At 60.7% G+C, this 9769-nt stretch carries 10 protein-coding genes; 3 read left to right on the plus strand and 7 right to left on the minus strand.

Features of this window, described 5'->3' with window-relative positions; translation table 11 throughout:
- Window positions 1–34 precede the first annotated feature (34 nt).
- The 3 genes from IAI51_RS26155 to IAI51_RS26165 all read right to left on the minus strand — a co-directional run bounded on the left by IAI51_RS26155 (window position 35) and on the right by IAI51_RS26165 (window position 2956).
- Entirely contained in the window at window positions 35–877 is an 843-nt protein-coding gene (locus tag IAI51_RS26155) for a TIGR03915 family putative DNA repair protein (RefSeq protein WP_187681105.1), read from the minus strand.
- Entirely contained in the window at window positions 874–2094 is a 1221-nt protein-coding gene (locus IAI51_RS26160) for a putative DNA modification/repair radical SAM protein (protein WP_187681106.1), read from the minus strand. Before IAI51_RS26160 ends, IAI51_RS26155 begins: the two co-directional genes overlap by 4 nt.
- Window positions 2095–2191: 97 nt before the next feature.
- Entirely contained in the window at window positions 2192–2956 is a 765-nt protein-coding gene (locus IAI51_RS26165; protein ID WP_187681107.1) for an ArsR/SmtB family transcription factor, read from the minus strand.
- Between the two features lie 79 nt (window positions 2957–3035).
- Here IAI51_RS26165 and IAI51_RS26170 point away from each other — a divergent pair, with 79 nt between their 5' ends.
- On the plus strand, window positions 3036–4145 hold the full coding sequence (locus tag IAI51_RS26170; RefSeq protein ID WP_187681108.1) for a cytochrome P450: 1110 nt from the start codon (window positions 3036–3038) through the stop codon (window positions 4143–4145).
- A gap of 20 nt (window positions 4146–4165) precedes the next feature.
- Here the strand turns inward: IAI51_RS26170 and IAI51_RS26175 are convergent, their stop codons facing one another.
- Window positions 4166–5434, minus strand: a complete 1269-nt coding sequence (locus IAI51_RS26175) for an Nramp family divalent metal transporter (protein WP_410458021.1) — start codon at window positions 5432–5434, stop codon at window positions 4166–4168.
- A 113-nt stretch (window positions 5435–5547) separates the two neighbouring features.
- On the minus strand, window positions 5548–6087 hold the full coding sequence (locus IAI51_RS26180) for a chalcone isomerase family protein (protein ID WP_187681110.1): 540 nt from the start codon (window positions 6085–6087) through the stop codon (window positions 5548–5550).
- Between the two features lie 145 nt (window positions 6088–6232).
- Here IAI51_RS26180 and IAI51_RS26185 point away from each other — a divergent pair, with 145 nt between their 5' ends.
- Together IAI51_RS26185 and IAI51_RS26190 are read left to right on the plus strand one after the other, a co-directional pair.
- Window positions 6233–7009: a hypothetical protein gene (locus IAI51_RS26185; protein ID WP_187681111.1), complete on the plus strand. Its 777-nt coding sequence runs from the start codon at window positions 6233–6235 to the stop codon at window positions 7007–7009.
- Window positions 7010–7089: 80 nt separating this feature from the next.
- Window positions 7090–7656: a hypothetical protein gene (locus IAI51_RS26190; RefSeq protein WP_187681112.1), complete on the plus strand. Its 567-nt coding sequence runs from the start codon at window positions 7090–7092 to the stop codon at window positions 7654–7656.
- A 3-nt stretch (window positions 7657–7659) separates the two neighbouring features.
- Here the strand turns inward: IAI51_RS26190 and IAI51_RS26195 are convergent, their stop codons facing one another.
- Both IAI51_RS26195 and IAI51_RS26200 read right to left on the minus strand, forming a co-directional pair.
- A complete protein-coding gene (locus IAI51_RS26195; protein ID WP_187681113.1) occupies window positions 7660–8376 on the minus strand; it encodes an alpha/beta hydrolase in 717 nt (238 codons plus the stop codon).
- 184 nt (window positions 8377–8560) lie between these two features.
- Window positions 8561–9673, minus strand: coding sequence for a succinylglutamate desuccinylase/aspartoacylase family protein (locus IAI51_RS26200; protein WP_187681114.1), 1113 nt, complete (start codon window positions 9671–9673; stop codon window positions 8561–8563).
- Window positions 9674–9769: the final 96 nt, after the last annotated feature.

Raw genomic sequence — 9769 nt, forward strand, 5'->3', positions numbered from 1 at the left:
CAAAAGCCCCCATCGAGTAATCGATGGGGGCTTTTTATTGTCCGCTCCGTTCGCTGTCCTTCAGGGCAATGCGTTTACCGGTGCGCCCGGCGATCCCGCTCGCCTGCCCGTTCTGCTGTTTGCCCATCCGCGCCTGAGTAATCAACCCGGGGATCAACTCCCCCTCCGGCAAGTTCTTCCAGAATCGCACCGGCAAATGCCCTTGCATCACTTTCGGATTCAACCGCGCCGGGTTGAAGATGTGGCTGTAATAGGTCAACCACAGATCACCATGCGGGTCATCGACGTTCTGCGCCATTTGCTGCCATTCAACGGGGCATTGGCGCTCATGGATCAGTTGTTCGCCGTCGTAATAAACCCCATCGCGCGGTGTGGCGATCAGCCAGCGGTGACGGCCCATGCGGGCGACGAAATGCTCGCTGGCGCTGTGCAGGATGTCGTGGGCGGGTTCGTGCCATGCCACATATTGTGGGCCTGGCGAATCTTTAGGGCGTTCGATGAAACGCACAAATGCATGCAGATGATGGGCTTCGCGGCTGACTTGTTTGATTCGCCGCTGCAATTCGCTGCCCAGTTTGTCGCCGGCCATCATTGCCGTGCGGTCGCCGTGACTGACTCGCCACAGCACTTCATACAGCAGGCTCCAGCGTTGATCGCCTCGATAGCGCGCGGCTTGCTCCAGGGTGTCGAGTAACGCACGCGGAATGCGGGCCTGAAACGGGCCGTGCCCCTCGGGCACTTCATGATCGCTGGCAAACAAGTCGCTGACGCCCTCCGAAGCCCAACTCACCAGACTCGGATCGACCTCATGACTGAGTAGCCAGCGTGCCTGTTGGCGCCAGGTATCGAACAGGTCGTCGCAATCAAGATTGATCATCCCCACAACCCCATCTGCTGCGGCTGCGGCCGGTCGCGCAATTGCTGATAAAGCATATGACTGGTGACCTCAGCCTGCTGCGGGTGATAGTCGCAGGTGATGATGAACGGCTTGGCCTTGGCCAGCACACAGCGCATACGCGCCACGTCTTCGTAGCGGATCCGCCGCTGTCGACGCAGTTCCACCAGACGTTCGGTGGTACGCAGGCCAATGCCGGGGATGCGTGCGATCAGTGCGGGCTCGGCGCGGTTCAGATCCAGCGGGAACACCTCGCGATTCTGCAGTGCCCATGCCAGTTTCGGATCGATATCCAACGCCAGATTGCCCGGCCCCTTGAGCAGCTCATCGGCGCTGTAGCCGTAACTGCGCAAGAGAAAATCGGCCTGATACAAGCGGTGCTCGCGCATCAGCGGCGGTGCGGCCAGCGGCACGCTTTTCGGGCTGTCGGGGATCGGGCTGAACGCCGAATAGTAAACCCGGCGCAGGCGGAAGTTGCCGTACAAGGCTTGGGCGCCATGGAGGATTGTGCTGTCGTCGGTATCATCGGCGCCGACGATCATCTGAGTGCTCTGCCCGGCCGGCGCGAACTTCGGCGCGCGTGGCTCGTTGAGCACGGTCTGCTCGCCGGTGTAGATGGTCTGCATGGCCTGCTTGATCGAGCCGATCTGTTTCTCCGGGGCCAGGGTTTGCAGGCTGGCATCGGTGGGCAGCTCGATGTTGACGCTCAGGCGATCGGCGTAACGCCCGGCCTGCTCGATCAACGCAGGATCGGCTTCGGGGATGGTCTTGAGGTGAATGTAACCGCGAAACTCGTGCTCTTCGCGCAACAGCTTGGCGACCCGTACCAGTTGCTCCATGGTGTAGTCCGCCGAGCGGATGATCCCGGAGCTGAGAAACAGGCCGCTGACACAGTTGCGTCGGTAGAAGTCCATGGTCAGCGCCACGACTTCCTCGGGCGTGAAACGCGCGCGCGGCACATCACTGGAGCGACGATTGACACAGTACTGGCAATCGTAAAGGCAGAAATTGGTCAGCAGAATCTTCAACAGCGAAACGCAACGCCCGTCCGGCGTGTAGCTGTGGCAAATGCCCATGCCATCGGTCGAGCCAAGACCGCTCTTGCCCTCGGAGCTTCGCTTGGGCGCACCGCTGCTCGCGCAGGAGGCGTCGTACTTGGCGGCGTCGGCGAGAATGCTGAGCTTGTCGATGATTTGCATGGCGCGGACTCTGTACTGGTTGCATATACAGTAGCGAGTCTATCGAATCGACACAAGGTGCAAAGCCAGATCAAAAGATCGCAGCCTGCGGCAGCTTCTACACGGTTCGGTTATACCCCACTCCTGTAGGAGTGGCCGCAGGCTGCGATCCTTTGATCTTCACCTCACCGGGCAACTCGACACCAAACCGAACGCCGATTTCTTTGCGCCCCACCGCCGTCAGCGCCAACGCCCGACTGTCCAGATCCTGCGTCACCCACTTACGCTTCAACGCCGTTTGCAGCAATGCCGCGCCCAGCGACCCCCCCAGATGTGGCCGGCGCATGCTCCAGTCCAGACACGGGCAGGCGAACTTGCGGCGCAAAGTGCTCAAGTCCTGCACCTCGATACCCAGCCCGGCAAACAAGGCCTCACCACTGTCACTCAGGCGATACGCCTGCTCGTCGGTCTCCAACAACCAGCCCGCGTCGATCAAGCGGTCATGCAGCAACACCGCCAGTGTCCCGGCCATATGGTCGTAGCAGGTGCGGGCGAATTGCAGGCGATCCGGTGTCTGCGGCTTGAACGTCGGCTCTGCGCTCTGGCCGATCACCATCAAGGCTTCCAGCGCTTGAGCCACACGCTTGTCGGCCAGGCTGTAATAACGATGGCGGCCCTGAACGTGCAAACGCACCAGCGCCAGATCCTTGAGTTTGGCCAGATGCGCGCTGGCGGTGGAAGCGCTGACTTCGGCCACGGCTGCCAGCTCGGTGCTGGTGCGGGCGTGGCCGTCCATCAGCGAACAGAGGATTTTGGTCCGCGCCGGCTCGGCGATGGCTGCCGCCACTTGCGAGACGCCGATATCTTGATGTTCTGCGTGCATATTTCGCTCCCGGACGAATCGTCGCCGCTACGGACTGGAGATAGTAGCAACACTTTCCCCATCGACAAGGCTGCGAACCATGGACCCGATCATCGCTGCGACTCACGCCAATCCCTACCCCTATTACGAAAAACTTCGCGCTGAAGGTGGGCTGACGTTTCACCCCAAACTGAAAATGTGGGTAGCCAGCAGCGCCCGCGCGGTTTGTGCGGTACTGGCGCATGCCGACTGCCGAGTGCGTCCAGTCCACGAGCCGGTGCCCAATGCGATTGCCCAAGGCATGGCCGGCAATGTCTTCGGCCAGTTGATGCGGATGAACGACGGCGAACGCCAGCGCTGCCCGCGCTCCGCCATTGAGCCGTCACTGACGTTGATCGATCAGGACGAAGTCCGTGAGCACGTGAATGCACGACTGATCACTACGGATGCGGACGGCTTATACAAAGCCATGTTCCGCGGCCCGGTATGCGTGGTCGCCGCGTTGCTCGGATTCAGTCCGGCACAGAGTCGGGCCATCAGCGAGCTGACCGCTGATTTCGCGGCGTGCCTGTCGCCGTTGAGCAACGACCTGCAATTGGCCGCAGCCCACGTCGCAGCGCAACATTTGCGCGGTCAGTTCATCGAGTTGTTGGCCGATGCTGACGTGAGCAGCGCTTTGCTCGCGGGTATCAGGCAGCGTTTTGATGGAGATGACGAGACCTTGATCGCCAATCTGATCGGCCTCTGCTCGCAGACCTTTGAAGCCACCGCAGGCTTGATCGGCAACGCGTTGGTGATGCTGCAACACCGCCCCGAGCTAAGTGGCGCGTCGATGGAACCCCTGCTGAACGAAGTCCAGCGCTTCGACCCGTCGGTGCAGAACACCCGACGCTTTGTCGCCGCATCCTGCGAAATAGACGGTGTGCGCGTCGAGGCCGGCGCTGTGATTGTGCTGTTGCTGGCCTCGGCCAACCGCGATCCGGCCCTGAATGACAATCCCGACCACTTTCTGCTGGATCGTCCGAACCGCCGCAGTTTCAGTTTTGGCAGCGGTCGGCATCAGTGTCCGGGGCAAGCGCTGGCAATGAGTATTGCCAGCGCGACGGTGAGGAAAATGCTCGATCATGGCATTGAGCTTGATCGCCTGAACTGGTGTTACCGGCCTTCGCTCAATGGGCGTATTCCACTGTTCAGTTTTGTGGGGGCCTGACCGGTCCCAAAAATTATCGGTTAAACCGCCAACTGCAAAATCAACCAGCTATTGGCGCCGCTGATCAGCACAAACAACCCCCAGGCCAGCACCCGGGTCGGCCAGCGGTTCACGAACGGCCCCATCAGTTGCTTGTCGTTGGTCATGCGGATCAGCGGATACAGGGCAAACGGCAGTTGCAAACTCAACACCACCTGACTCATCACCAGCAGCTTGCCCACAGCGTTATCGCCCATCAGCCACACGCCGATAAACGCCGGAATCAACGCCAGCCCACGAGTGATCAGGCGCCGTTGCCAGCAGGGAATGCGCAGATTCAGATAGCCCTCCATGATCACCTGACCGGCGATGGTGCCGGTAAAGGTCGAACTCTGCCCTGACGCGAGCAACGCCACGCCGAACAGCACGCTGGCCAGCGCGCCACCGACCAGCGGATCAAGCAAGTGGTAAGCGTCCTGAATCTCCACCACGTCGGTATGCCCGGACTGGTGAAACGCAGCCGCCGCGAGGATCAGGATCGCCGCGTTGACCAACAGCGCCAGCGCCAGCGAGCCGATGGTGTCGATGCGCGCCAGCTTCACCGCGTCCTGTTTACTCGCCAGATCCTTGCCGATCATCCGCGTTTGCACGATGGACGTGTGCAGGTAGAGGTTATGCGGCATCACCGTGGCCCCGAGAATGCCGATTGCCAGGTACAACGGCGCGGCATCGCTGATGGCTGACAGGGAGGGTTTGAAGCCTTGGGCGACGTCCGGCCAGTACGGTTTGATCAACACCAGTTCAACAAAAAAGCACACGCCAATGGTGGCGACCAGCACCAGCATGATTGCTTCCAGTCGACGGAACCCTCGGTTCTGCAGCGCCAGCACCAACAATGTGTCGAACGCCGTGAGGGCAATGCCGAAGGTCAGCGAACAGCCAAGCAACAAGTGGAACGCCAGCGCGCAACCGAGGACTTCGGCAAGATCGGTGGCGATGATCGAGATCTCCGCCAACACCCATTGCAGCCGCGCGGTTGGAGTGCTGTAGCGTTCGCGGGACAATTGCGCCAGATCGCGCCCGGTGGCAATGCCCAGCCGTGAGCACAGACACTGCACAACCATGCCCGCCAGACTCGCCAGCAACACCACAAACAGCAGGCTGTACCCAAAACGCGAGCCGGCCTCGATGGCCGTCGCCCAGTTGCCCGGATCCATATAGCCGATCGACACCAGCAAACCGGGGCCGGCAAAACGCAGCACGCGCTTGAAAAACGCGGCATTGGGATCTACCGCAACACTGCCTGCCACTTCCGGCGGGCAAAACGGCGCGGTGGCGATTTTGGGCAAACTGAATTTCACGCACACATCCAGAAACAAGTCGAAAGACGCAGCTTAGACGTTTCAGCCCCTTTGATGAAAGTTCAAGACCCTGTCACACCCAGCAACTGCTGGCGCAGTTCAGGATTGCGCGTACGTGGATTCAACCAGATATCAAAAAACGCCCGGGCGAACTGCGGGTCGGCGATCTCATGCTGCAACTGCTGGCCAACAAAAAAACGTGCGCCCTGCCCCGGTAAATACACCCCGGTAATGCGGGTGCCCGCCTGGACATCGACGAACGCCTGCTGCATCTGCGTCTGCCAGCCGGCCAGTTGTGCCGGGGTGACGGAGGCTCCATTCAGACGTTTGATTTCATCAACGCTGGCTTCGACCAGATCGTCGCGAGAAATCTGTCGGCGATAGATCAACTCCAGCGCGAAAGGCTGCCCATCCGCCAGAGGCTGCGCCGTACTCCACAACCTGGCGTTATAAACATCGAAACCAAACACACTGAAATCGCCGCTGCCGATGATCCTGGCGCCGGGCACTTCGGCCTGCCAGTTGGCCCACGCTGGCGCAACCAGCAAGGCCCAAAAACCGATGGCGCAGCACCCACGCAAGACACTCTTTTTTCTGTTCATCACGCCATTGACTCCGGTAAACCCTGACAGGCAAAGCATAGCCTGTATGACTTCGATACTTTGTATACAAAAATCACTCATATACGCAGCAAAACTTTCATGGCAATGCTACCGTTGCCGCCTATCACCCGACGGAGACACTTGCGTGCTGATCCTCAAACTGCTGCTGATTCCCGGTTTTCTGCTGCTGATCTCACTGGCCGGCAAGCGTTGGGGGCCGAGCGTGGCCGGGTGGTTGTCGGGGTTGCCTGTGGTCGTCGGGCCGATTCTGTTTTTCCTCGCCATCGAACAAGGGCCACAATTTGCTGCGCAATCGGCGGTGGCCGCATTGTCGGCAATGTTCGCGATGATTGCGTTCTGCATCACTTACGCGCAGGTCGCGCAACGGGCGAACTGGCCGTGGGCGCTGAGCCTTTCCCTGGCAGTATGGGCAGTGTTGGCGCTGGTGCTGTCGTTGATTCCGGCATCGCTGCCGTTCTCGGTGGCGGCGGCAGCCGTTGCTTTGCTGGCGGCACCCTACTTGTTTCCCAAGGTGCAACCAGTGCTGAACGGCCCGGCGCCGAAGTCGGACAAACTGATCTGGCGGATGATCGCCGGCGCTGCGTTGACGCTGGTGGTGACCATGTTGGCCAGCACTGTCGGCGAACGCTGGAGCGGCCTGCTGGCGGTGTTCCCGGTGCTCGGCAGTGTGATGGCGGTGTTTTCCCAGCAGACCCGCGGCCCTGAGTTCACTGCCGCGTTGTTGCGGGCGACGGCGACCGGAATGTATTCGTTTTCGGCGTTTTGCCTGGTGTTGGCGCTGACCTTGCCGAGTCTGGGCCTCAGCGGATTTGCCATGGGCGTCGCCGTGTCGGTGGCCATGCTCGGCGTGACCCGACAGTTGCTGGCGCGCCCGGCAGTGAAACAGCAACAAGCGCAGTAACCCGGACGAGCCGCGCTGGAGTGCCACGGCTCTGCATGGGATGATCGCCCGCCTGCCCCGACCATTCCCCGGAGATTCGAATGACATTGTTGAGCAAGAAAGCCGTCGTCCTGTTACTGGCGGCCGTGGCCGGCCTCGGCGCCATCAACGCTCAGGCGGCCAAGGCCAAGGAAAAAGCGGCCACCGAGAAGGTCTCGATGCTGGGCGGCAAGTTCACCTTTGTGCTGCCCAAAGGCTTCGTCGCCGATCCGCTGCCGGCCAGCCCGACCGGTGCCACCGGCACGATGTACACCAACCAGACCACTAAAACCGTGGTCATCGCCGCCGAAAACCAGATTCCCGAAGGCAACAACGTCAAGGACAACGACAGCGAGTTTCTCGACGGCAGCGTCTCTGACTTCATCGAGGCGCAGCGCAAAGCATTGCCGGACTTCAACAAACTCAGCGAAAAAAGCCTGACCCAAAAAGGCACCGGCCTTGGCCTGCGCCAGGTCGACAGCACTGCCACGCAGGGCGGCGGCCAGACCCTCAACACGACCTTGATGGCCGGTTCGGGAACGCGCATGGCGCTGGTCCAGGTGATCTCCCGGGTCAGCGACAAGGCCGGTCACGATGCGCTGGTGAAAGCCATCCTCAAGGAAAAATGATCTTCAAGGGTTGAGTTGCTCTAGCCAGGCGTTCAAGTCGCGCAATTCGGCCGCAGTGATGCTGTGGCCGATGCCGGGATACGCGTGAAATTGCGGTTTGTAAGCCAGTTTCTGTAGCAACGCATTGGCCTCGGTGCCGTCGCGATACGGCACGCGATCATCGGCGGTGCCGTGACCGATAAAGATGTTCAGTGGCAACGGTTGTTGCTCGGTCTTAAGCTCGCTTTTCAACACCGGCAATAAACGCCCGCTCAACGCCGCAATGCCTCCCACCGCCACCGGTGGTCGCAGGCCTACCTCGTAGGTCATCATCGCGCCCTGGCTGAAACCGATCAGGTACACCTTGTCCGGGGCCGCGTGATATTTCTTCGCCGCTTGCGCGACAAAATCCCGGAGCTTCTGGCCGCTGGCCTTCAGATCATCGGTCTCACCGTTGTAGGCGCCTTCGCCTTTCTTGCGAAACCACTGGAAACGCCCTTCGCCCAACGCCAGCGGCGCCTGCACCGACAGGTAGTTGTACTGCGCCGGGAGCTGAAATTTCATGCCGATCAGATCGGCTTCGTTACTGCCGTAGCCGTGCAGGAAAATCACCAGCGGACGCGGATCGGCATCCGGGTGAACCTGTTCGATGTACTTGAGTGGAAGATCGGATTGCAGAGTGGTTTGAGCATGGACGGCGGTGGACGCCAGGAGGGTCAACAGAGCAAACACCTTCAACATAAGTCTTCCTTCACAGGGTGTCGGGTTCGGGGGCAGCCTAACATCCTGCAGCCAGGATCCAAATCCGGTGGGCGGCTGATGCCGCCATCGCGAGCAGGCTCGCTCCTACAGAGGATTTGTAAACCCGATCCATTGTAGGAGTGAGCCTGCTCGCGATAAGGCCAGAAAACCCAATGAAGAACCGTCAGTCGTTAGTCAGCTTGCCCGTGCGAAACGGCACCTGCCCTGCCACTTTCGCCTGCCAGATCCCCGGCTCGGTATAACGCCCGCGATCCAGCGCAAACAACACCCCGCTGGTTCCGGCACGCACGGTGGTCAACTGATCCTTCAACGGATCAACCACCTCAAAAATCGCATCGCCCTTCTCGACCCACTCGCCCGCATTGCGCAGGAAACTCACCACGCCATGGTGCGGGGCAAACAGGTATTCGGTGCCGGCGAACGGCATGCCTTCACAGCACTCACTCGGCGCCGCCGGCCATTCACCGCTGATGAAACCCTGCTCCGCCAGAAACCCGAGAATCGCCTCGCAATTGGCTTGGGCCTGATCAACCCGGGTGTCGCCCATGCTGCCCAGCTCCAAAGTGGTCGCGAGGTTGGCCGCCGGGATCGCCGCGTCCGGGAAGGCGCGCGCCAGACGCAGCCACGGTGTCGAGCAAGACTCGTCAAACGAACTGCCGCCGGAATCTTCACACAGCAACGCCACGCCCGCCTTGATCCGCGCCGCCAGCGATTGCCACTGCGGCCAGTGTTGCGGCAGCGCGTAAAGATGAATCGACGCCTCGAAATCGCAATGCAGGTCGAGGGTAATGTCGGCGTCGCAAGCATGGCGCAGGAGCAAGCGATGCAGCGCTTCCAGTTGCGAGGCCGGTGCTGGCAGATCATCGAAGACCCGGCCCATGGTCTGACGGATCAGCGCGATGTTAGCGTCGGCATCGGCGCCCAATTGATCACCGATCAACGCCGCCACCGGCGCGCTGAGTTCGACAAACCCACGGTTGAAATTCTTGCCGCTGCCCAGTTCGAAGCGGCCCATGTGAGCGCTTTGCAGATGCTGGTCCAGGCCAATCGGGTTGGCCACCGGCACCAGCTCGATCACGCCTTGCAAACGACCTTGTGCTTCGAGTGCGTTCAGGCGTTGTTTGAGTTCCCAGGCGGTGCGCATGCCCGGCAGTTCATCGGCGTGCAGGCTGGCCTGGATGTACACCTTGCGGGTGCCGGCGCCGTAACGGAACACGCTGAGGGAGCGCTCGCTGCCCAGGTGGCTCCAGGGCAGAACATGGTCGATGCGTTGCATAAGAAAACTCCGCGAACTCTGTAGGAGCTGCCGCAGGCTGCGATCTTTAGATCTTGTTTTTCAGGATCAAGATCAAAAGATCGCAGCCTGCGGCAG

Origin of the sequence: Pseudomonas sp. N40(2020) (assembly GCF_014472415.1) — a bacterium.
In the GTDB taxonomy this organism is placed as follows: domain Bacteria; phylum Pseudomonadota; class Gammaproteobacteria; order Pseudomonadales; family Pseudomonadaceae; genus Aquipseudomonas.

What these genes read in the sequence shown, in the direction of transcription:
- IAI51_RS26195 (WP_187681113.1), bottom strand. Translation starts at nt 8,376, where the DNA reads ATGTTGAAGGTGTTTGCTCTGTTGACCCTCCTGGCGTCCACCGCCGTC.
- IAI51_RS26165 (WP_187681107.1), bottom strand. Translation starts at nt 2,956, where the DNA reads ATGCACGCAGAACATCAAGATATCGGCGTCTCGCAAGTGGCGGCAGCC.
- IAI51_RS26200 (WP_187681114.1), bottom strand. Translation starts at nt 9,673, where the DNA reads ATGCAACGCATCGACCATGTTCTGCCCTGGAGCCACCTGGGCAGCGAG.
- IAI51_RS26170 (WP_187681108.1), top strand. Translation starts at nt 3,036, where the DNA reads ATGGACCCGATCATCGCTGCGACTCACGCCAATCCCTACCCCTATTAC.
- IAI51_RS26180 (WP_187681110.1), bottom strand. Translation starts at nt 6,087, where the DNA reads ATGAACAGAAAAAAGAGTGTCTTGCGTGGGTGCTGCGCCATCGGTTTT.
- IAI51_RS26155 (WP_187681105.1), bottom strand. Translation starts at nt 877, where the DNA reads ATGATCAATCTTGATTGCGACGACCTGTTCGATACCTGGCGCCAACAG.
- IAI51_RS26160 (WP_187681106.1), bottom strand. Translation starts at nt 2,094, where the DNA reads ATGCAAATCATCGACAAGCTCAGCATTCTCGCCGACGCCGCCAAGTAC.
- IAI51_RS26190 (WP_187681112.1), top strand. Translation starts at nt 7,090, where the DNA reads ATGACATTGTTGAGCAAGAAAGCCGTCGTCCTGTTACTGGCGGCCGTG.